Here is a 20,774-nt window from a genome sequence, read left to right as displayed (position 1 = left end):
GGCAGGGACCATGCCCGACCTGGTGTATTTTTCCAGCGTCTCCGGCAACACCCGCCGTTTCGTCGAGAAGCTGGGACGACCGGCGCTCCGCATCCCGCTGTACGCGCGTGAGGAGCCGCTAGTCGTCACCGAGCCCTATGTCCTCCTCGTCCCGACGTACGGAGGAGGCCCGGATACGCGGGCCGTTCCCAAGCAGGTCATCAAGTTCTTGAACGACGAGCGCAACCGCTCGCTGCTCCGGGGCGTGATGGCCGCGGGCAATACGAACTTCGGCGAGGCCTACGGGCTCGCGGGGGCCATCATCGCGCGAAAGTGCCAGGTGCCCTTCCTCTACAAGTTCGAACTCTTTGGAACACCCGACGACGTCGCAGCCGTCGAAGAAGGATTGGAGAAGTTTTGGAAACAGCAGTGATGGAGCCGGGGCTCGAGTCGTCGAAGATCAGCGAGATGGACTACCACTCGCTGAACGCGATGCTGAACCTGTACGACGCCGATGGTCGCATCCAGTTCGACAAGGACCGCGAGGCGGCCCGTCAGTACTTCCTGCAGCACGTCAACCAGAACATGGTGTTCTTCCACAACTTCGAGGAGCGCATGCGCTACCTCATCGACAACGACTACTACGAGAAGCCGCTGCTCGACCAGTACTCGATGTCGTTCGTCGAGACGCTGACCGATGAGGCGTACGCCCTGAAGTTCCGCTTCCCGGCCTTCCTCGGCGCCTTCAAGTTCTTCACCTCGTACGCGCTCAAGACGTTCGACGGCAAGCGCTACCTCGAGCGCTTCGAAGACCGCGTCGTCATGGTCGCCCTCGGTCTCGCCCAGGGCGACGAGGAGCTCGCACGCGGCTACATGCGGGAGATGATCTCGGGCCGTTTCCAGCCGGCCACCCCGACCTTCCTGAACCTCGGCAAGGCGCAGCGCGGCGAGCTCGTCTCCTGCTTCCTGCTGCGTATCGAGGACAACATGGAGTCGATCTCGCGCGGCATCAACTCCTCGCTGCAGCTCTCGAAGCGCGGCGGCGGCGTCGCGCTCTCGCTCTCGAACATCCGCGAGCAGGGCGCCCCGATCAAGAAGATCGAGAACCAGTCGTCGGGCATCATCCCCGTCATGAAGCTGCTCGAAGACAGCTTCAGCTACGCGAACCAGCTCGGTGCGCGCCAGGGCGCCGGCGCCGTGTACCTCAACGCGCACCACCCCGACATCATGCGCTTCCTCGACACCAAGCGCGAGAACGCCGACGAGAAGATCCGCATCAAGACCCTGTCGCTCGGCGTCGTCGTACCCGACATCACCTTCGAGCTCGCGAAGAAGAACGAGGACATGTACCTCTTCTCGCCCTACGACGTCGAGCGCGTCTACGGCGTGCCCTTCGGCGACATCTCCGTGAGCGAGAAGTATTACGAGATGGTCGACGATGCGCGCATCACCAAGACGAAGATCAGCGCGCGCCAGTTCTTCCAGACCGTCGCCGAGCTGCAGTTCGAGTCGGGCTACCCCTACATCGTGTTCGAGGACACGGTGAACCAGGCGAACCCGATCAAGGGCCGCATCAACATGTCGAACCTCTGCTCCGAGATCCTCCAGGTCAACACCCCGACCACCTACAACGAGGATCTGAGCTACAACGAGATCGGCAAGGACATCTCGTGCAACCTCGGTTCGATGAACATCGCGAAGATGATGGACGGCGACGACTTCGGCCAGTCGGTCGAGCTCGCGATCCGCTCGCTCACCGCCGTCAGCGATATGAGCCACATCTCGTCGGTGCGGTCGATCGAAGACGGCAACGACAAGTCGCACGCCATCGGCCTCGGCCAGATGAACCTGCACGGCTACCTCGCCCGCGAGCACGTGCACTACGGTTCGGAAGAGGGCGTCGATTTCACGAACATCTACTTCTACACGATCCTGTTCCACGCGCTGAAGGCGTCGAACCGCATCGCGATCGAGCGCGGCACGACCTTCGAGGGCTTCGCCGATTCGAAGTACGCGACGGGCGAGTTCTTCGACAAGTACACCGAGAGCGCGTGGGAGCCCGCGACCGAGCGCACCCGCGAGCTGTTCGCGCAGTCGGGCATCGCGATCCCGACGCAGGCCGACTGGCACGAGCTCAAGGCGAGCGTCATCGAGCACGGCATCTACAACCAGAACCTGCAGGCGGTGCCCCCCACCGGTTCGATCTCGTACATCAACAACTCGACGTCGTCGATCCACCCGATCGCGTCGAAGGTCGAGATCCGCAAGGAGGGCAAGCTGGGCCGCGTCTACTACCCGGCGCCCTTTATGACGAACGACAACCTCGAGTACTACGAGGACGCCTACGAGATCGGCCCCGAGAAGATCATCGACACCTACGCCGCGGCGACGCAGCACGTCGACCAGGGCCTCTCGCTCACGCTGTTCTTCAAGGACACGGCGACGACGCGCGACATCAACAAGGCGCAGATCTACGCGTGGCGCAAGGGCATCAAGACGATCTACTACATCCGCCTGCGCCAGCTCGCGCTCGAGGGCACGGACATGACGGAGTGCGTCAGCTGCATGCTGTAATTGGTTCGACTGCGGATTGCGACTGAAGAAAGAGTGAGATGAACTACAAGCTGGGCCACGCGGTGCGCGCGATCAACTGGAACCGCATCGAGGACGACAAGGATCTCGAGGTCTGGAACCGACTCGTCAACAACTTCTGGCTGCCCGAGAAGGTGCCGCTGTCGAACGACGTGCAGTCGTGGGCGACGCTGACCGACGACGAGAAGCTGATGACGATGCGCGTCTTCACCGGCCTGACGCTGCTCGACACCATCCAGGGCACCGTCGGTGCAGTCTCACTGATCCCCGACGCCATCACCCCGCACGAGGAAGCGGTGTACACGAACATCGCGTTCATGGAGTCGGTGCACGCCAAGAGCTACTCGTCGATCTTCTCGACCCTCTGCTCGACGCAGGAGATCGACGACGCCTTCCGCTGGTCGGTCGAGAACCCGAACCTGCAGAAGAAGGCCCAGATCATCGTCGACTACTACGAGGGCGACGACCCGCTGAAGCGCAAGATCGCCTCGACGCTGCTCGAATCGTTCCTCTTCTACTCGGGCTTCTACGCGCCGATGTACTGGTCGGCCCACGCGAAGCTCACGAACACCGCCGACCTCATCCGCCTCATCATCCGCGACGAGGCCGTGCACGGGTACTACATCGGGTACAAGTACCAGATCGCGCTTGCGAAGGAGAGCGAGGAGCGCCAGCAGGAGCTCAAGGACTACACCTTCTCGCTGCTGTACGACCTGTACGAGAACGAGGTGAAGTACACGCAGGATCTCTACGATCCGCTCGGCCTCACCGAGGATGTGAAGAAGTTCCTCCACTACAACGCGAACAAGGCTCTCATGAACCTCGGCTACGAGCCGATGTTCCCGAAGGAGTCGACCGACGTGAACCCGTCGATTCTCTCGTCGCTCTCGCCGAACGCGGATGAGAACCACGACTTCTTCTCGGGTTCGGGCTCGTCGTACGTCATCGGCAAGGCCGAGGCCACCGAAGACGAGGATTGGGACTTCTAGAGCACCCGCCAACCGCATCGCGGAGGTCGCCCCTGCGGCGCCGAGCTTTTCGCTCGGTCGCCGTGGGGGCTTTCTGCGCCCTCGTCGAAGCCTGTGCGATCCCTGGAGAAACCCGGCCTCGGGCCCGAATGCGGGCGTAGGCTGGAGCCATCGACCGCGGGCGGCCCCGCCGGCGATCGAGTGGAACACCCATCCGGCGACTGACCTGCTGGTGCCGGGCCCACGAGGCCCGACGGCTTCCGATCAGTTGCTCCCGTGAATCGAGGGATTGATCAGTATGAAGGCAGCGCGCTACTACGACCGCGGCGATATCCGCATCGAAGACATCGAACCGCAGGCGCTCGAACCCGGCACCGTGCGCATCGATGTCGCCTGGACCGGCATCTGCGGCACCGACCTGCACGAGTACCTCGAAGGCCCCATCTTCGTGCCCGCCCATGGCCACCCGCACCCGATCTCGGGTGAGGACGCGCCGGTGACCCTCGGCCATGAGTTCTCGGGCGTCGTCTCGGAGATCGGGGAGGGCGTCGCCGACCTGGCCGTCGGCGACCATGTCGTCGTGGAGCCCTACATCATCCGTGACGACGTGAACACCGGCCCCGAGTCGAACGACTACCACCTCTCGCCCGACATGAACTTCATCGGACTCGCGGGGCGCGGCGGCGGCCTCTCCGAGAACATCGTGGTCAAGCGCCGCTGGGTGCACAAGGTCGATCCGTCGGTCGCGCTCGACGAGGCCGCCCTCATCGAGCCGCTCTCGGTCGCGTATCACGCGGTCAAGCGATCGGGCGTTGTCGCGGGCCAGACCGCGGTCGTAGGGGGTGCGGGCCCCATCGGCCTGCTCACGGCCGCGGTGCTGCACGCCATCGGCGTGCGGGTCATCGTCTCGGAGCTGTCGCCGCTGCGCCGCCAGAAGGCTCTCGACTCGGGGGTCGCCGATGTCGCGCTGAATCCGGCCGAGGTCGACGTCGTCGAAGAAGTGAAGAAGCTGACCGATGGCAAGGGGGCGCACGTCGCGTTCGAGGCGACCTCGGTGCAGGTCGTGTTCGACACGCTCATGGATGCCGTGCGACCGACGGGCGTCATTGTGGTCATCTCGATCTGGGGCAAGCCCGCCACCTTCGACATGCACAAGCTCGTCATGAAGGAGATCGACGTGCGAGGCACGATCGGGTACGTGAACTCGCACCCCGACACGATCGCCCTCGTCGAGTCCGGCAAGATCGATCTGAAGCCCTTCATCACGGACCGAATCGGTCTGGAGGACCTGGTCGATAAGGGCTTCGACACGCTCATCAACCACAACGAGACGGCGGTCAAGATTCTCGTCTCGCCGACGGGCAAGGGGCTGTAGCAGCTTCTCTCGACGGCCCGGATCCGCATCATCCCGCGGATCCGGGCCGTCCTCGCATCCAGGTCTGGTGCGGCTGCACTCGGCTCGGATCCCGGCACCGGAGTCGGAAAGTTCGTCGTGTCGGTTCCCGTGAGGCCCTTCGGTGACGTATCGTCGAGGCATGGCTTCAGAGAGTTTCCTTCGGCTGCCCCAGTCCGTGCAAGACATCGTGACGTCCGGCCTCGAGGCCGAGATCCAAGATTCCTTCTCGCGGATCGAGTCGCTGCGCGACCAGGGCGGCGACGAGAACGAGATTCGGTTCCTCGAGGGCGACATCCTCAACGCCTCTGCGCTGCGCAAGGCGCTCACCGGCGAAGAGACCCCGAAGAACTAGGCTCGTCTGTTTCGGCGTGCGGGCCTCAGGCCCCGAGCACGCGGCGCAGATACGGGTTGAGGAACACGCCCTGCGGGTCGAGATGCTCGCGGAGGGCGGTGAAGTCCGTGAAACGGGGGTAGGCCTCGGCGAGGTCGCCGGCCTCGCGCCAGTGCATCTTGCCCCAGTGGGGGCGGCCGTCGTAGCGCCGCATGATGCGCTCGACCTCGTGGAAGTACGGCGCGAAATCCTCGCCGGCCGTGCGATGCACGGCGATGTAGGCCGAGCGCCGGCGGTACGCGGTCGACAGCCACAGCTCGTCCTCCGCCGCGAAGCGCACCTCGATCGGGAACGAGATGCGCCATCCGGCCCGGTCGATGGCGGCCCGCACCTCGGCGAAGGCCTCGACGACGTGCTCGGCGGAGATGGCGTACTCCATCTCGACGAACCGCACGGAGCGCCGCGTCGTGAACACCTTCGACGAGACGTCCGAGAATGCGCGCTCTCCCGACAGCACCGCGGCGGCCCGGTTCAGCACGGGCACGGCTGCGGGGACAGCGCGGCTGAATGCCGTCGTGGCCCCGAACACGCCGTTGGCCATGAACGACTCGTCGAACCAGCGCCGGGTCGACGAGAGCGGGGCGCGGCTCGCTCCGGCCGCGACTCTCGTGTTGCTCTTCGTCAGCGCGCGGTCGGTGTGCGGGAACCAGTAGAACTCGAAGTGGTCGGTCGTGGCGACGCGCTCGTCGAGCGTGCCGAGCACATCGTGCAGCGGCTCCGCCGTCTCGACGGCCGCGAGGTCGAAGGCTTCCACGCATTGCAGGGTGACCTCGACGAGCACGCCGAGAGCGCCGAGTCCGAGCGCGACGGCGGGCAGCAGCTCGGGTCGGTGATCCGCGTCGACGCGCAGCAGCTCGCCGTCGGCCGTCACGAGCACGGCGCCCCGCACCTGCGCCGCGATGCCGCGGAACCCGCGGCCGGTGCCGTGCGTGCCCGTCGAGATCGCACCGGCGATCGACTGCGCATCGATGTCCCCGACGTTCTCCATGGCGAGCGCGTACGGTGCGAGCAGCTCCGGAATCGCGTGCAACCTGGTCCCCGCGCGCAGCGTGACCGTGCGCGCAGCGGCATCGACGCGCACCAGACCGGTCATGCGGTCGAGCGTCATCTGCACCTCTTCGGGCTGCGCGATCCCGGTGAAGCTGTGCCCGGCGCCCACCGCCTTGACCCGATGGCCCGCAGCGGCCGCGATGCGCACGAGGGTGCTCACCTCGTCGGCGGAGGCGGGCGCGACGACCGACAGCGGGCGGGCTTCGACCGTGCGCCCCCAGTTGCGCCAGACTGTCTCGGACCCGGCTGACCTGCTCCGCCTCATAGGAATGCCTTCCCCTCGCCGCGGTACGTCGGCAGGCGCTCGACGATGCGGCCCTCCTCGACGCACACGAATTCGTTCACGTGCTCGCTGAGCTCCCCCGACTTCGCGTGGCGCAGCCAGACGCGGTCGCCGATGCCGAGCCGCCGCGCGGCCTCGCCGATGAGCGGGGTCTGCACCTCGCCCGCCATCTCACGCGCCGCCATGCGCAGCCCCGCGGGGTGCGCGACGAGAGGCAGCCGGTCGGTGCCGGGCGGGCCCGAGGCGACCCAGCCGCCGCCGAGCACCGTGACGCAGTCGGGGCGCGGCTTGCGCACAACACTGAGGGCGAACCCGGTCGCGGGTCTCGGGCTGAAACCCGCGTAGCCGTCGAAGTAGTGGCCGGCGAACAGACCGCTGCCCGCGGCGACCTCGGTCACCGACGCATCGGCGGCAGTGCTCTCCAGGGATCCCGTACCCCCGCCGTTCACGAACTCGAGCGGGGCGACCGCCGAGACCGCCGCCACCGTCTGCGTCCGCCGTTCCGCGATCTCGGCCCGGGACCGTCGCTTGATCGCGGCGATCGCGGCGTTCATGGCCCCGCGATGCGGGACACCGTCTGCGACGCCGGCGATCTGCGCCTCGTAGGCCATGAGCCCGACGAGGCGGAACCCGGGGCGACGGGCCACGACCTCGGCGAGCGCCCGCACCTCGTCGGGGGTGCCGAGCGGCGAACGGAGCACCCCCAGCCGCCCGAGCGGGGGAGGGCCTGGCCAGGAGGCGTCCAGCTCCAGGCAGATGCGGATCGGGGGCCGCTTCGCGGGCGGGGCGATCGCATCGATGAGGTCGAGCTGCGCGGAATCGTCGATCATGAGCGTGACACGCGCGGCCGCCCGCTCGTCCGCGGCGAGCCGAGCGATCGCCGCACGGTCGACGCTCGGGTAGCCGACGACGACATCGGCGCAATCGGTGGCCAGCCACAGCGCTTCGGGCAGGGTGAATGCGAGCGCGCCCGCATACCCCGGCATCCGCAGCACCCGTTCGATCGCGCCGCGCACGCGCAGCGACTTCGTCGCGAGGCGGATGGGCTTGCCCGATGCGCGGTAGACCATGCTCGCAGCGTTGGTGCGCAGCGCCTCCAGATCGAGCACCGCGAACGGCGGCTCCTCGTCGGCGGTCGCCGTGCTCCAGGCCTCCCAGAGAAGCGCATCCCGCCGAGATCGCCTGAGCACCATCGCCTCCTCGCGAGTCGCAGCGGCGGGCCTGAAACGACCGCCACTGCGCATAGAGTGTAGGTGGGCGCCGAGGCCGGATCAAGTGCCCTCGCATGCACCGGTCGGCACAGCGGCGCTCGTGTCACCAGGAGGCCTCATGAGCACCGAAAGCGCAGACGCCGGCATCGACGGAACGGAAGTCGTGCATGCCCCGAGCGACACGGCGCAGCTCCGCCACGCCTTCGACGCGGGGGTGACCCGGCCCCTCCGGTGGCGACGCCGGCAGCTGCGCGCGATCCGCCGCCTGCTGCTCGAGAACCGCTCCGAGATCGAGGCGGCGCTGCGCAACGACCTCGGCAAGCACGCGGCAGAAGCCGCCATCACCGAGACCGGCATCGTGCTCGGCGAGATCGCGCACGCCGAGAAGCATCTGCGGCGGTGGGCCCGGCCGCGCCGCGTCTCCCTGCCGCTGGTGCTCGCCCCGGCCTCGGGCCGCGTCGTCGCCGAACCGCTCGGCGTCGTGCTCGTCATCGGCCCCTGGAACTACCCGTTGCAGCTCATGCTCGGCCCGCTCGTCGGCGCGATCGCCGCCGGCAACGCCGCGGTGCTCAAGCCGAGCGAGATCGCGGCGGCGACGGCCGAGACGCTCGCCCGGCTGGTGCCGCGCTACCTCGACCCCCGTGCCGTGGCCGTCGCCCAGGGCGGCGCCGAGACGACCGGGAGGCTGCTCGAGCAGCGTTTCGACCACGTGTTCTTCACCGGCTCCGAACGCGTCGGCACCCTCGTCGCGCAGGCTGCCGCGCGCACGCTCACCCCCGTGACGCTCGAGCTCGGCGGCAAGTCTCCGGTCTACGTCGACGGCACCGTCGATCTCGCCGCCGCAGCGCGCCGCATCATGTGGGGCAAGCTGCTCAACGCCGGGCAGACCTGCGTCGCCCCCGACTACCTGCTCGCGACGCCGGAGACGGCGCGCGCCCTGCTGCCGCATCTCGAGCGCGCGGTGCACGAGATGTACGGTGCAGACCCCGAGTTGAGCGAGGACTACGGGCGCATCATCACCACCGGTCATGCCGAGCGCCTCGCCCGCCTGCTGCAGGGCCAGCAGCCCGCCTTCGGAGGCGGGGTCGCGGCCGAGCGGCGCTACGCCGCCCCCACCGTCATCGACGGCACCGACCCGGAGTCCCCGCTCATGCAGGAGGAGATCTTCGGCCCGATCCTCCCGATCGTCCACGTGCGATCCGCCGACGACGCTCGAGCGTTCATCAGGCGCCGCCCGAAACCGCTCTCGGCGTACGTCTTCACGGACGACCGCCGGGTGCGTCGCGCCTTCCTCGAGCAGACCTCTTCGGGCGCGCTCGCCTTCGGCGTGCCGGCGGCGCACTTGAGCGCCCCGAACCTGCCGTTCGGCGGCGTCGGCCCGAGCGGCATCGGCGGCTATCACGGCGAGCGCTCGTTCACCGCGTTCAGCCACCTGAAGTCCGTGCTCGACAAGCCGTTGAAGCCCGACACGCTGCGACTCGTCTACCCGCCGTATCGGGGCGCCGCGACCGCGCTCATCGTGCGCCTCATGACGGGAGCTCCGCGTCGTCGTGGCGCCCGCGCCCGACCGACCCGACCGGAATGACTCCGGCTCGGGCGGGTAGGCTGGCAGCAATGAGCACCATCGGACCGGACGAGATGAGCGCGGGCCTGCCCGACACCGTCGAGCTGCTGCGCGCGATGATCCGCGAGGCCTGCGTCAACGACGGCGCGCTCGACTCGGGGCAGGAGATCCGCAACGTCCGCGTGCTCCAGCGGTTCCTCGCCGAGGCCGCCGCGACCGAACGGGTCGACGTGCAGGTCTTCGAGGCCGCTCCCGGCCGGGCCTCGCTGATCGCCCGCGTGCACGGCACCGACCCCGATGCCCCCGCGCTCGGCCTGCTCGGCCACCTCGACGTCGTGCCCGTCGACCCCGAGGGCTGGAGCCGCAACCCCTTCGGCGGCGACCTCATCGACGGCGAGGTGTGGGGCCGCGGCGCCGTCGACATGCTCTACCTCACGGCCGCCTTCGCGACGGTGGTGCGAGACGCCGCGCTCGCCGCAGAGCCGCCCCGCGGCGACCTCGTGCTGCTCGCCGTGGCCGACGAGGAGGCCGGCAGCGAGCACGGCATCCACTGGCTCGTGCGCGAGCACCCCGACGTCGTGCGCGTCACCGAGGCGATCTCGGAGTCGGGAGGCATGCGCATGGGCGAGCACGTCGCCATCGAGGTGGCGGAGAAGGGATCGGCCGGCCGCCGCCTCGTCATCCGCGGCAGGCCCGGGCACGCCTCGACCCCGTACGGCGCCGCCGGCGCCGCCTACAAGGTGGGCGAAGTACTGCAGCGGCTCGCCGAGGTGCAGCCCGCAGCCGAGCTCGGCCCGCTCTGGGCATCGTTCGTCGCCGCCCGCATCGCCGACCCCGACCTCGCCGAAAAGCTGCTCGACCCGGTGCGACTCGACGCCGCGCTGCCGCAGCTCGGCGGCATCGCCGGCTACGCGCACGCGGTCTCACGCACCACGCTGTCGCCGACCGTCGTGCGCGCGGGGCGCGTGCACAACGTGATCCCCGCCGTCGGCACCATCGACCTCGACATCCGCACCCTCCCAGGCACCGGCGACGCCGAGGTCGACTCCCTGCTTGCGGCGGTGCTCGGCTCGCATGCCGAGCGCATCGAGATCCAGCACCTGCGCGGCTGGGCGGCGACGGCCTCGCCTGCCGACACCCCGCTCTACGGCGCGATCGAGCGCGCGGTGACCGCGGTATCGGGCGCGCCGGTCGTGCCGATCATGGCGGCGGGCGGCTCAGACAACCGCGTCATTCGCGAGCTCGGCATCCCTGCCTACGGCTTCGGGCTGCTCGGCCCGGGCTGGACGTACGAGCGCTACCGCGAGGGCGTGCACGGCAATGACGAGCGCATCGACCTCGAGTCGATCGAGTTGTCGCTGGCGGCGCTCAGGCTGATCGTCGCCGACCGCGTCGGGGCGCAGCCAGCCCCCTGAGTGGTTGCCGAAGGGCGAGTCTTCGCGGCGATCCCTGTCGAAACGTACGATTTCTCGCCCCTCGAGCCCCTAGCCGTAGCGCCGAGGAAGTAGATCGCGCTTGCATCCCAAAATGGGATGTATCATGAGATCATGAGCACCCAGATCGCCGTTCGCCTCCCGGAGCGCATGGTCGAATTTCTCGACAATGCCGTCGCCGAGGGTCGCGCATCGAGTCGTGCCGCGCTCGTGTCCTCTGCGATCGAGCGAGAGATGCGGCGCATGCTGGCCGAGCGCGATGTCGAGCTCTTGCAGCGCCATGGCGCAGCAGATGATCTCGACGGGCTCGTGGATTGGACCGCCTCGAATATTCGCATCGAGGATTGATCGTGCGCGAGATCTGCCTCGTGCGGCTCGATAAGACACGGCCCGCGGTGATCCTCACTCGGGAGATCGCGCGGCAGGCGATGACCAAGGTCACCATCGCCCCTATCACCTCGACGGTGAAGGGGCTGAGCAGCGAAGTGCTGGTCGGGCCCGAGAACGGCCTTGATCGCGTGAGCGCCGTATCTATAGACAACGTCATGACGGTGCCGGCCCATGCGCTCGGCCGGTCGATCGGGCTGCTCACCGAGCGCCAGGAGGCAGAACTCGCTCGAGCGATCGTGCTCGCCTTCGACCTCGATGTTCCCTTGCTGGGGCTCGACCGCTGAGCCGTTTCCTCGCCGCCAGGGGTTTCGGGGCGCGCTACCCGAAGACGATGCCCGGGTGCGTGAGGCGCCACCAGAAGTCGGGCTCGCTGATCGCGCCGCCCGTCACGACCGGCACCTCCTGCACCCCGGTGGGCGTCGCGACGCGCACGGTGCCGATCTCGCTGCCGGCCTCGCTCGCCGTCTGCGCGACGCCGAGCACGACCTCGAAGGTCGCCTCCTCGCCCGGCAGCATGACGGCGCTCGCCGACCCCGCGGTGATGAGCGGCACCGTCGAGCCGTCGATGAGGGTCGCCTCGCCGACGGTCGTGCCCTCGGCGAGCAGCGGCACCTCCTGCGGCAGCGGCGCCATCGCCTCGAGCATCTCCGCGCCCGAAGCCGCGCGCTCCTCGTTCGACTGGCGGCCGAGCGTCACCGAGATGTTGGTGATGGGGCGACCGAGGGCGTCGACCTGCTGCGACACGATGAGGTTGCGGCCGAAGGAGTTGAGCGTGCCGGTCTTCGTGCCGATGACGCCCGGCACGACGCCGAGCAGCGGGTTCGAGTTCTCGATGATGCCGACGCCCCAGGGCATGTCGGCGTACTTCATGCCGTTGAACTCGGCGATCGTCGGGTTCGCGAGGGCGAGTCGCGCCACGCGTACGAGGTCGGCGGCGCTCGCGACGTCCTCCGCCTCCATACCGGTCGGTTCGATCAGCGAGATCGACTCGAGGCCGTGCTCCGCCGTCCACGCGGCGAGCGCTTCGAGATACGCCTCGTTCGTGCCGAAGGTCCACAGCGCGTACGCGTGGGCGTAGTCGTTGGCCGAGGGCAGGAAGATGAACTTGAGCATGTCGCGCTGCGTGAGCTCGGTGCCGACAGGGATCGAGTACGCCACCCCGTCGACCGCGAGGTAGGAGTCGGTGCGCGCCGCGTCCTCCTCCGTCCACACGTAGGTGTCGCCCTCGGCTCCGGGCTCGAGGGGCTTGGCGTCCATGCACACGAGGATCGTGATGAGCTTGGTGATGCTGCCGAGCGGGTATGCGGTGTCGTCGTTCGCCCAGACCGCGTCGCTCTCCGCGAATCCGATGGCGGTCGGCAGCGTCTGCGCGTCGACCGCGGCCTGCGCGGCAGCAGCGTCGGCGATGACCGGTTGGGCGATATCGGCGGCGGGCGCGACCTCGGGTGCAGGGATCGGCGCTCGGGCCGCGGCGACCGCGTATCCCGCCCCGGCGACGACGATGGCTGTCACCAGGAGCGTCGTGGCGAGCCTGCGGGCGCGGCGGCGACGGCGGAGGCGGGCGTCTGTTGCTGGGGAACTCACCCCACCACCCTAACGAGCGCGCACCGTCCGACCCGGTGCACGGCCCCGGCGCTGCGGAATGTGCATGATGGGCTCCCGCGGTGATTCGCGATCCGGCATGATGAGAGCACCGCACCGAACAGATGGAGACTCCGCCATGACCGCGCTCATCGCAGGCTACGCCCGCACCCCGTTCGCCCGATTCACCGGCCAGCTGGCCGCGCAGCCGGCGACGGTGCTGGGAGCCGGTGCGGTCGCCGCTGCGCTCGAGCGTGCGGGCGTCTCGCCCGCGCAGGTCGACGCCGTGATTGCGGGTCAGGTGCTGCAGGCGGGAGCCGGGCAGAACCCGGCGCGCCAGACCGCGGTCGGTGCAGGGATCCCGTTCACCGTGCCCGCGCTGACCCTGAACGCGGTCTGCCTCTCGGGCATGGAAGCCGTGGCACATGCGGCCCGGCTCGTGAACGCCGGCGAGGCCGACATCGTCGTGGCGGTCGGGCAGGAGTCCATGTCGCTCGCGCCCCACATCGTGCCGATGCGCGCCGGGGTCAAGTACGGATCGGCGGCCCTCGTTGATACCGTCGATCACGACGGCCTCTCCGACGCGTTCGACCGGGTCGCGATGGGCGAGCTCACCGAGCAGGGCAATGGCCCGCTCGAGCTGACGCGCGAGGAGCAGGACGCGTTCGCGGCCGCCTCGCACCAGCGCGCAGCGGCCTCAGCCGCATTCTTCGCCGGCGAGATCGCGCCGTTCACGGTCGCGTCGCGCCGGGGCGAGACCGTGGTCTCGGCCGACGACGGCGTGCGCGAGAGCACGAGCACAGAGTCGCTCGCAGCCCTGCGCCCGGCATTCGCGCAGGGCGGAACCATCACCGCGGGCAACGCCTCCCAGATCACCGACGGCGCCGCGGCGCTCGTGATCGTGAGCGAGCAGGCGGCCTCCCGCCTCGGCCTCGCGCCGCTCGCGCGCATCGAGGCGACCGCGCTCGTCGCCGGCCCCGATACGCAGCTCCACTCGCAGCCGTCGCGCGCCATCGCGGCCGCGCTCGGCAGGGTAGCGGGCGGCGCCTCGGCCGCCGATCTCGTGGCCGTCGAGATCAACGAGGCCTTCGCCGCGGTCGGCATCCAGTCGACGCGCGAGCTCGGGCTCGACTCGGCCACCGTGAATCCGCACGGCGGGGCCATCGCCCTCGGCCATCCGATCGGGGCGTCGGGCGCCCGCATCGTCGGCACTCTCGCGCGCCAGCTCGCCGCTGCGGGCCCGGGCTCGCTCGGTGCCGCCGGTATCTGCGGCGGCGGCGGCCAGGGCAGCGCGGTCGTGCTGCGCGCGGTGTAGCGCCGGGCGCCCCCGCGGGCGAACTGTCCGGGTCGCCGGCGAACTGGAACCCGCGGCACCGCTGGGCCAGGATGGAGGCATGCGTCTCGTCCTGGTCCGACACGGACAAACCCCTCGAACGTCGCCGGTCTGCTCGATACCGCCGCCCCCGGGCCCGGCCTGACCGAGCTCGGGCTGCGGCAGGCGGCGGCGATCCCTGCCGCGTTCGCCGCCCGCGGCATCGACACGGTCGCGGTGTCGCCGCTCGTGCGCACTTCGCTCACCGCGGCGCCGCTCGCCGAGGCTCGGGCGCTCGAGCTCGGTGTGCTCGACGGCCTCAGCGAGGTGCGCGCCGGCGACCTCGAGATGCTCGGCGAGCACGAAGCCATCGGCACCTACATCTCGACGATCTTCGGATGGGTGCGGGGCGACACCGCGCGGCGCATGCCCGGCGGCGAGAGCGGGGCCGAGTTCTTCGCGCGGTACGATGCGGCGATCGAGCAGCTCGTCGCCACGGGCACGGAGTCGGCGGTGGTGGTGTCGCACGGCGCCGCGATCCGCGCATGGGCGGCGTTGCGCGCCCAGGGCGCCGATGTCGCGGTCGTCGAGCACCGGTCGATGCCGAACACGGGCTTCGTCGTGGTCGAAGGCGACTTCCGCCGCGGGTGGGATCTCGTCGAATGGTCGGAGCACCCGGCGGGCGGCGCCGAGCTCTCCTCGGGCCTCCTGCCCGACCCCACCGCCGCGCCGCTCGAGATGTAGCTCGTCAGCGCCGTGCCGGTGAGTTCATTCGGATGTGAGAGCTCGTTCGGACGTTCCCTCGCAGTTTCGTCCGAACGAGCTCTCAGATCCGACTGAAGTGACGCGGTGCGTCAGTCGAGTGCTCGCCACCCCTCGCTGCGCTCCGTGGGCTGCCGCCGTGTGCGGCACTGCGAGTGCTCGCCCGACGCGGTGCGTCAGTCGAGTGCTCGCACTCTCACCGACAGGCAAGTGGGGCAGCCCTCGAGCTTCTCGTACTCCGAGATCTCGACTTCGGTGACCGCGTAGCCGAAGCCGCGCAGCATCTCGGCCGTCTGCGGCGCCGAGGCCGAGATGAGCAGCTCGGAGTCGCTCAGGCAGACGACGGCGGTGCCGTGGGGCTCGGGCACCGCGACGAAGCGGCTGAAGACCGCCGGGTTGTCGACGAAGTCGGGGTAGCCGATGACGGTGCCGTCGGGCAGCGCCGTCACCGCGGTCTTGAGGTGCAGCACCTTCGTGACGGGCACCGCGACGACGTTGCCGCCCAGCGGTGCGAGGATGCGGCGCAGTTGCGCGACGCCCTCGGCGTTCGTGCGGCCGCCGCGGCCGACGTAGACGGTGTCGCCGATCTTCAGCACGTCGCCGCCGTCGAGCGTGCCGGGCGCCTGGATCTCGACCACCGGGCAGCCGAGCGCCTCGAGCGCGCGCCGGGTGCCGGCGGTCTCGGGCTTGCGGCTGTCGGCGCCGGGGCGCGAGATCACGGCGACGTTCTTGAACATCACGACCGTGTCCTCGATGAACACCGAGTCGGGGCAGTCGTCGGCGGCTTCGACCTCGACGGTCTTCCAGCCGTGCTGCTGCAGCGCCGCGACGTAGCCCTGCCACTGATCACGGGCGCGCTCCAGATCGACCGTCACCTTCTCGATGTGATCGACGATGCCGTTGTCGAGCAACGGGCTGGGCTGGCGCACGAGCGCAATCTTCGACATGAATTCTCCTACTCCCAAGATCTGGCTTTTTTCACGATTCAGGGTACCGGTTCGGGAATGCGGCGCAGAGCTAGGATGGTGATCGGGTCCTGATCGGGCCTGCATTGAGTTCAGAACAGGACGTAGAGGTTCATGGGTCGCGACGCCGCATTTGCCACCATTCAAGAAGCGTTGGAGACGGTCGACCCGACCCTGAGACCCGTGCTTGAGCGACTGCTGAAGAAGCTGGGCGATGCCGACCTCGATGCACGCGAGCCCCGCGACATCGTCGGCGCGGCCGGCTCGATGCACGAGCTCGCCTCGAAGCGCGCACCCGGCGAGACCCTCGTCTCGGTGTTCACGCCGACCCTCGCCGAGCACGGCTGGACCTCGCGCCGCACGATCGTCAACATCTGCACCGCCGACTCGCCGTTCCTCGTCGACTCGGTCGCCATGACCGTCGCCCAGCAGGGCCTCTCGGTGCACGCGCTGCTGCACCCCGTCGTCTCGGTGCGCCGCGACGACGACGGCACCCTGCTCGAGACCGACGCGCACGGCGGCGAGCTCGAATCGTGGATCCATCTCGAAGTCGACCGTATCCCGACCGAAGAGGGCCGCGTCGAGCTCACCGAGCGCCTGGACGGCGCCCTCGGCGATGTGCACGCCGCCGTCGGCGACTGGCAGGCCATGCGCCGCGCCTGCCTCGACATCATCACCGACCTGCGTACGGGCGCCCCGGCGACGGCCGACCCCGCGACGGTCGCGCCGACGATCGACTTCCTGAGCTGGCTGGCCGACGACAACTTCACCTTCCTCGGCTACCGCGAGCACGTGCTCGAGACCGATGAGAACGGCCTGGAGGTGCTGCGCTCGCTGCCGCAGTCGGGTCTCGGCATTCTGCGCAAGTCGACCGAGACCGTCGCCCATCTGACCCCCGAGGCCGAGCGCACCGCCCGCGAGCCGCGCCTCCTGACCATCACCAAGGCGAACTCGCGCGCCACGGTGCACCGCGACGTCTACCTCGACTACATCGGCCTGCGCACCTTCGACGCGGAGGGCAACGTCACCGGCGAACGCCGCTTCCTCGGCATGTTCACCTCGACCGCCTACGCCGCATCGGTGCTGACGCTCCCGATCGTCGCGAACAAGGTGCGCGCGGTGCAGGAGGCGTCGGGCTTCTCGCCGACCTCGCACTCGGGCAAGGACCTGCTGCAGGTGCTCGAGCAGTTCCCGCGCGACGAGCTGTTCCAGGATTCGGCCGAGCACCTGCTCGAGGTCGCGACCGAGGTGAGCCGCCTGCGCGAGCGCCGCCGTGCCCGCCTTTTCCTGCGCAGCGACGAGTTCGGCCGCTTCGTCTCGGCCCTCGTCTTCCTGCCCAGGGATCGCTACAACACCTCCGTGCGTCTGCGCGTCGAGGCGCTGCTGCGTTCGACCTTCGGCGCCGAGTTCGTCGATCATACGACCCGCGTCGGCGACTCCCCGCTCGCGCAGCTGCACTTCGTCGTGCGGCTGCCGAAGGGCGCGTCGATTCCCGAGGTCGACGAGACCGCGCTGCAGGCCGAGCTCGAGCGCGCCATCCGCGGCTGGGAGGAGGGCCTCGTCGACGCCCTGCACCAGACCGTGGGCGAGGAGGAGGCGGCGCAGCTGCTCGGCGAGTACGGCGACGCCTTCCCCGGCGCCTACAAGGAGGCCATCACCCCCGAGGAGGCGCTCGGCGACATCGCCCTGCTCGAGAGTCTCGAGGAGCGCGACTTCGCGGTGCGCCTCTACGAGCCCGAGACCGACGACCCGGGCCGACGCGTGCTGACGGTCGCCTCGCACCGCCAGTACCCGCTCACCCAGGTGCTGCCGATCCTCACCGACCTCGGCGTCGACGTCGTCGATGAGCACCCGTACACGATCACGCGCGCCGACGGGGGTATCCGCTACATCTCCGACTTCGGGCTCACCGCGCCCGACGTCGAGTCGTGGAGCGACCCCGCATGGGGCGCGACGTTCGAGGACGCCTTCGCGGCCTCCTGGACGGGCGAGGCCGAGAGCGACCGGCTCAACACCCTCGTGCTGTTCGCGGGGCTCGACTCGCGGCGCATCGTCATCTTGCGCGCCATCAGCATGTACCTCGGCCAGATCGGCTCGGCGTTCTCGGTGGAGTACATCGAACAGGCGCTCACCGCGAACCCCGAACTCGCCAAGGGGCTCGTGCGCCTCTTCGAGCTGCGCTTCGACCCGACCGAATCGAACGACCGCGACGCGCGCGTCGCCGAGCAGACCGCCGCGCTGCGCAGCGGCCTCGACGCTGTCTCGAGCCTCGACCACGACCGCATTCTGCGCTCCATGATCGGCGTCATTGAGGCGACGTGGCGCACCAACTTCTACCAGAAGGCGGCCGACGGCTCGGCGAAGCCGTGGGTGTCGATGAAGCTCGACTGCGCCCGCGTGCCCGGCCTGCCGAAGCCGCACCCGATGGCCGAGATCTGGGTGTACTCGCCCGAGGTCGAAGGCGTGCACATGCGCTTCGGAGCGGTCGCCCGCGGCGGCCTCCGCTGGAGCGACCGGCGCGAGGACTTCCGCACCGAGGTGCTCGGCCTCGTCAAGGCGCAGATGGTGAAGAACGCCGTCATCGTTCCCACCGGTTCGAAGGGCGGCTTCGTCGCGAAGCGCCTGCCGGCGCCGAGCGACCGCGCAGCCTGGCTCGAGGGCGGCAAGGCCGCCTATCGCACCTTCATCCGCGCGATGCTCGACATCACCGATAACCGCGACGGCGCCGAGGTGATCCCTCCAGTCGACGTCGTGCGCCACGACGGCGACGACCCGTACCTCGTGGTCGCCGCAGACAAGGGCACCGCCTCGTTCTCGGACATCGCCAACGCGATCTCAGAGGAGTACGGCTTCTGGCTCGGCGACGCCTTCGCGTCGGGCGGTTCGGCGGGCTACGACCACAAGGGCATGGGCATCACCGCCCGCGGTGCCTGGGAGTCGGTCAAGCGCCACTTCCGCGAGCTCGGGCACAACACGCAGGCCGAGGACTTCACGGTCGTCGGCGTCGGCGATATGTCGGGCGACGTGTTCGGCAACGGCATGCTGCGTTCCGAGCACATCCGCCTCGTGGCGGCGTTCGACCACCGGCACGTGTTCGTCGACCCGAACCCCGATGCGGCGTCGACCTTCGTCGAGCGCCAGCGCCTCTTCAACCTGCCCGGCTCGTCGTGGGACGACTTCGACCGTTCGGTCATGTCGCAGGGCGGCGGCGTGTTCCCGCTCTCGGCGAAGTCGGTCGAGCTCACCCCCGAGATCATCGAGGCGCTCGGCATCGACCCGTCGGTGAAGACTCTGACCCCGCTCGAGCTGAAGAAGGCCGTGCTGCTCGCGCCGGTCGACCTGCTGTGGAACGGTGCCATCGGCACTTACATCAAGTCGAGCGAGGAGACGAACGGCCAGATCGGCGACCGCGCGAACGACCCGGTACGCGTGAACGGCAACGAGCTGCGGGTGCGCGTCGTCGGCGAGGGCGGCAACCTCGGCGCCAGCCAGCGCGGGCGCATCGAGGCCGCGCTCTCCGGCGTCTCGATCAACACCGACGCGATCGACAACTCCGCGGGCGTCGGCACCTCCGATCGCGAGGTGAACATCAAGATCCTGCTCGGCGCCGTCGAGCGCGACGGTCGGCTCGAGCGCGAGGCGCGCAATGAGCTGCTGCACTCCATGACCGACGAGGTCGGCGTGCAGGTGCTGCGCGACAACTACGAGCAGAACGTGCTGCTCGGCAACTCCCGGTCGAATGCGGTCGAGATGCTGCCGTCGCACGAGCGTCTCATCGAGTGGCTCGAGGGGCGCGACGAGCTCGACCGCGAGCTCGAGTACCTGCCGAACCCGGCCGAGGTGGCGCGCCGCATCGAAGAAGGCCGGGGGCTCACGCGCCCCGAGTTCGCGGTGCTGCTCGCCTACTCGAAGCTCGCGCTCAAGCGCGACCTCGGGGAGACCGAGCTCTCGAGCGACCCCTGGTTCGACGCGCACACGCTCTCCGAATACTTCCCGGGGCCCATTCGTGAGCAGTACGAGGCCGACCTCTCGGGCCACCCGCTGCGCACCGAGATCATCGTGAACTCGGTCGTGAACTCGATGGTCAACCGCGGCGGCATCACCTTCGCCTACCGCGCCGCCGATGAGACCGGCGCGTCGAGCGAGCAGATCGCCCGGGCCTATGTCGCGGCACGCGAGATCTTCGACCTGCGCGGCTTCGTCGTCGACGTCGAGGCGACCGACAACGTCGTGCCCTCAGCCGTGCAGACCGATCTCTACCTCACCTTCCGCCGCCTGCTCGACCGCGCGACGCGCTGGTTCGTGCAGCACCGCCCCGAGGGCGTGAGCATCGGCGAGGAGATCGAGCTGTTCAGCGAGTCGGTGCAGCGCTTCACGGGTCGCATGGGCGAGCTGATGCGCGGCGAGGAGCTCGCCCGCTTCGAGGCCCGCGCGACGGAGTTCGAGGCGGCGGCCGTGCCGCAGGGCCTCGCACGTCTCGGCGCCGGCCTGCTCGAGGCGATGCCGCTGCTCGACATCATCGAGCGCTCGCGCGTGCGCGGTTGGGATCTCGAGGAGCTCGCGAAGGTCTACTACGTGCTCTCGGAGCGCGTGCACTTCGATGACACGCTCACCCGTGTGACCGCGCTGCCGCAGGACGACCGCTGGGGTTCGATGGCCCGTGCGGCCATGCGCGATGACCTCTACGCCGTGATGATCGAGCTCGCCTCGGCCGTCATGGAGAAGACCGAGTCGGGCGATCCCGAGGCGCGCGTCGAGGCCTGGGTCGAGCAGTCGGGCGAGGCCGGTCGCCGCGCCCTCGGCGAGGCGAGCGAAGCCGTGCACGCTGGCGAGGAGACCGGGCTCGCGACGCTGTCGGTCGCGCTGCGCCGCCTGCGCTCGCTGACGCGCTGACGCA

General features: G+C 69.3%; 16 protein-coding genes. 12 read left to right on the top strand and 4 right to left on the bottom strand.

Going from position 1 to position 20,774, the window contains the following annotated elements; genetic code table 11:
* Positions 1-10: 10 nt before the first annotated feature.
* From nrdI to NHL51_RS04945, 5 genes are all read left to right on the top strand, one after another.
* Entirely contained in the window at positions 11-412 is a 402-nt protein-coding gene (gene nrdI, locus NHL51_RS04965; protein ID WP_434142150.1) for a class Ib ribonucleoside-diphosphate reductase assembly flavoprotein NrdI, read from the top strand.
* Positions 412-2,553: a class 1b ribonucleoside-diphosphate reductase subunit alpha gene (gene nrdE, locus NHL51_RS04960; RefSeq protein ID WP_434142205.1), complete on the top strand. Its 2,142-nt coding sequence runs from the start codon at positions 412-414 to the stop codon at positions 2,551-2,553. Before nrdI ends, nrdE begins: the two co-directional genes overlap by 1 nt.
* A gap of 38 nt (positions 2,554-2,591) precedes the next feature.
* Positions 2,592-3,560, top strand: coding sequence for a class 1b ribonucleoside-diphosphate reductase subunit beta (nrdF, locus tag NHL51_RS04955; RefSeq protein WP_434142147.1), 969 nt, complete (start codon positions 2,592-2,594; stop codon positions 3,558-3,560).
* A 277-nt stretch (positions 3,561-3,837) separates the two neighbouring features.
* The gene (locus NHL51_RS04950; protein ID WP_434142145.1) at positions 3,838-4,914 is read left to right on the top strand and encodes a 2,3-butanediol dehydrogenase; all 1,077 of its coding nucleotides are present in this window, start codon (positions 3,838-3,840) and stop codon (positions 4,912-4,914) included.
* A 160-nt stretch (positions 4,915-5,074) separates the two neighbouring features.
* On the top strand, positions 5,075-5,287 hold the full coding sequence (locus NHL51_RS04945) for a hypothetical protein (RefSeq protein ID WP_434142143.1): 213 nt from the start codon (positions 5,075-5,077) through the stop codon (positions 5,285-5,287).
* Between the two features lie 25 nt (positions 5,288-5,312).
* On the opposite strand, the gene NHL51_RS04940 is transcribed toward NHL51_RS04945, so the two are convergent.
* Both NHL51_RS04940 and NHL51_RS04935 read right to left on the bottom strand, forming a co-directional pair.
* The gene (locus NHL51_RS04940) at positions 5,313-6,641 is read right to left on the bottom strand and encodes a D-arabinono-1,4-lactone oxidase (RefSeq protein ID WP_434142140.1); all 1,329 of its coding nucleotides are present in this window, start codon (positions 6,639-6,641) and stop codon (positions 5,313-5,315) included.
* Positions 6,638-7,852: an alanine racemase gene (locus NHL51_RS04935; RefSeq protein ID WP_434142139.1), complete on the bottom strand. Its 1,215-nt coding sequence runs from the start codon at positions 7,850-7,852 to the stop codon at positions 6,638-6,640. Before NHL51_RS04935 ends, NHL51_RS04940 begins: the two co-directional genes overlap by 4 nt.
* Positions 7,853-7,988: 136 nt before the next feature.
* Between NHL51_RS04935 and NHL51_RS04930 the strand changes: the two genes are divergently transcribed.
* The 4 genes from NHL51_RS04930 (at position 7,989) to NHL51_RS04915 (ending at position 11,541) form a co-directional block, all read left to right on the top strand.
* The gene (locus tag NHL51_RS04930) at positions 7,989-9,455 is read left to right on the top strand and encodes an aldehyde dehydrogenase family protein (RefSeq protein ID WP_434142137.1); all 1,467 of its coding nucleotides are present in this window, start codon (positions 7,989-7,991) and stop codon (positions 9,453-9,455) included.
* A 29-nt stretch (positions 9,456-9,484) separates the two neighbouring features.
* Positions 9,485-10,849 (top strand): M20/M25/M40 family metallo-hydrolase, encoded by a 1,365-nt coding sequence (locus tag NHL51_RS04925; RefSeq protein ID WP_434142135.1) that lies wholly within the window; start codon positions 9,485-9,487, stop codon positions 10,847-10,849.
* A 132-nt stretch (positions 10,850-10,981) separates the two neighbouring features.
* Positions 10,982-11,215, top strand: a complete 234-nt coding sequence (locus tag NHL51_RS04920) for a ribbon-helix-helix domain-containing protein (RefSeq protein WP_434142134.1) — start codon at positions 10,982-10,984, stop codon at positions 11,213-11,215.
* 2 nt (positions 11,216-11,217) lie between these two features.
* Complete coding sequence (locus NHL51_RS04915; protein ID WP_434142132.1) at positions 11,218-11,541, top strand: type II toxin-antitoxin system PemK/MazF family toxin; 324 nt, start codon at positions 11,218-11,220, stop codon at positions 11,539-11,541.
* A 34-nt stretch (positions 11,542-11,575) separates the two neighbouring features.
* On the opposite strand, the gene NHL51_RS04910 is transcribed toward NHL51_RS04915, so the two are convergent.
* Entirely contained in the window at positions 11,576-12,841 is a 1,266-nt protein-coding gene (locus NHL51_RS04910) for a D-alanyl-D-alanine carboxypeptidase family protein (RefSeq protein WP_434142130.1), read from the bottom strand.
* A gap of 136 nt (positions 12,842-12,977) precedes the next feature.
* On the opposite strand from NHL51_RS04910, the gene NHL51_RS04905 reads away from it, so the two are divergent.
* Complete coding sequence (locus NHL51_RS04905; protein WP_434142128.1) at positions 12,978-14,153, top strand: acetyl-CoA C-acyltransferase; 1,176 nt, start codon at positions 12,978-12,980, stop codon at positions 14,151-14,153.
* A gap of 129 nt (positions 14,154-14,282) precedes the next feature.
* Positions 14,283-14,894: a histidine phosphatase family protein gene (locus tag NHL51_RS04900; protein ID WP_434142204.1), complete on the top strand. Its 612-nt coding sequence runs from the start codon at positions 14,283-14,285 to the stop codon at positions 14,892-14,894.
* A gap of 194 nt (positions 14,895-15,088) precedes the next feature.
* On the opposite strand, the gene ddaH is transcribed toward NHL51_RS04900, so the two are convergent.
* Positions 15,089-15,859, bottom strand: a complete 771-nt coding sequence (gene ddaH, locus NHL51_RS04895; protein ID WP_434142127.1) for a dimethylargininase — start codon at positions 15,857-15,859, stop codon at positions 15,089-15,091.
* A gap of 201 nt (positions 15,860-16,060) precedes the next feature.
* Here ddaH and NHL51_RS04890 point away from each other — a divergent pair, with 201 nt between their 5' ends.
* Positions 16,061-20,770 carry an NAD-glutamate dehydrogenase gene (locus NHL51_RS04890; protein WP_434142125.1) on the top strand — a complete coding sequence of 1,570 codons (4,710 nt, stop codon included), beginning with the start codon at positions 16,061-16,063 and terminating at the stop codon, positions 20,768-20,770.
* Positions 20,771-20,774: the final 4 nt, after the last annotated feature.

Origin of the sequence: Leucobacter sp. gxy201 (assembly GCF_051043335.1) — a bacterium.
GTDB lineage: Bacteria > Actinomycetota > Actinomycetes > Actinomycetales > Microbacteriaceae > Leucobacter.
Note: the sequence above shows the minus strand (reverse complement) of the source record. Positions and strands in the feature narration are given on the sequence as shown.

Coding starts and splice junctions, on each gene's coding strand:
- nrdI (WP_434142150.1), top strand. CDS start 11: ATGCCCGACCTGGTGTATTTTTCCAGCGTCTCCGGCAACACCCGCCGT.
- nrdE (WP_434142205.1), top strand. CDS start 412: ATGGAGCCGGGGCTCGAGTCGTCGAAGATCAGCGAGATGGACTACCAC.
- nrdF (WP_434142147.1), top strand. CDS start 2,592: ATGAACTACAAGCTGGGCCACGCGGTGCGCGCGATCAACTGGAACCGC.
- NHL51_RS04950 (WP_434142145.1), top strand. CDS start 3,838: ATGAAGGCAGCGCGCTACTACGACCGCGGCGATATCCGCATCGAAGAC.
- NHL51_RS04945 (WP_434142143.1), top strand. CDS start 5,075: ATGGCTTCAGAGAGTTTCCTTCGGCTGCCCCAGTCCGTGCAAGACATC.
- NHL51_RS04940 (WP_434142140.1), bottom strand. CDS start 6,641: ATGAGGCGGAGCAGGTCAGCCGGGTCCGAGACAGTCTGGCGCAACTGG.
- NHL51_RS04935 (WP_434142139.1), bottom strand. CDS start 7,852: ATGGTGCTCAGGCGATCTCGGCGGGATGCGCTTCTCTGGGAGGCCTGG.
- NHL51_RS04930 (WP_434142137.1), top strand. CDS start 7,989: ATGAGCACCGAAAGCGCAGACGCCGGCATCGACGGAACGGAAGTCGTG.
- NHL51_RS04925 (WP_434142135.1), top strand. CDS start 9,485: ATGAGCACCATCGGACCGGACGAGATGAGCGCGGGCCTGCCCGACACC.
- NHL51_RS04920 (WP_434142134.1), top strand. CDS start 10,982: ATGAGCACCCAGATCGCCGTTCGCCTCCCGGAGCGCATGGTCGAATTT.
- NHL51_RS04905 (WP_434142128.1), top strand. CDS start 12,978: ATGACCGCGCTCATCGCAGGCTACGCCCGCACCCCGTTCGCCCGATTC.
- ddaH (WP_434142127.1), bottom strand. CDS start 15,859: ATGTCGAAGATTGCGCTCGTGCGCCAGCCCAGCCCGTTGCTCGACAAC.